1 pseudogene is annotated in these 417 nt (G+C 67.1%); it reads right to left on the reverse strand.

From position 1 onward, the window contains the following. Nucleotides 1-207 precede the first annotated feature (207 nt). Nucleotides 208-417: pseudogene (locus CP49_RS48210) on the reverse strand (CsbD family protein); the annotation flags it as partial.

The following is a 417-nucleotide window of genomic DNA, read 5'->3' on the forward strand; positions in this document are numbered from 1 at the left end:
CGCCCGCCCCGCCTGCGGCTGCACCGCCGCGTGGACCGTTTGCGCCGCCGCCAGGCGCGCCGCGCCCGCCGGGTAACGTCGGACGATCGGCCGAAGTCCCGCCTGGCAATTTCACACGATGATTTTTGACCGCTCACGGTGAGAAGCTAGTCTCGCGCATCTTTCGGACGATGCAGCGCATCGCCGGACGAACCAATGAGACTGCCCTCACCCGTAATAGCGCCACCGTGGCGGCGGGCGGCGCGGCGGGCGCGTCATCAACAGCGCAAGCGCAAATCCAATTCCGGCTGCAACCAGCAGCGCGCCGAGTGGATTTTCCTGCACGGTTTTCGCCACCGCCTGCTGGCCGCTGCGAACGGTGTCGCCGCTGCTTTCATAAGCATCCTTGGCGTAGCTGACAGCGGCGTCGGTGGCGTC

The organism is Bradyrhizobium valentinum, assembly GCF_001440405.1.
Classification (GTDB): domain Bacteria; phylum Pseudomonadota; class Alphaproteobacteria; order Rhizobiales; family Xanthobacteraceae; genus Bradyrhizobium; species Bradyrhizobium valentinum.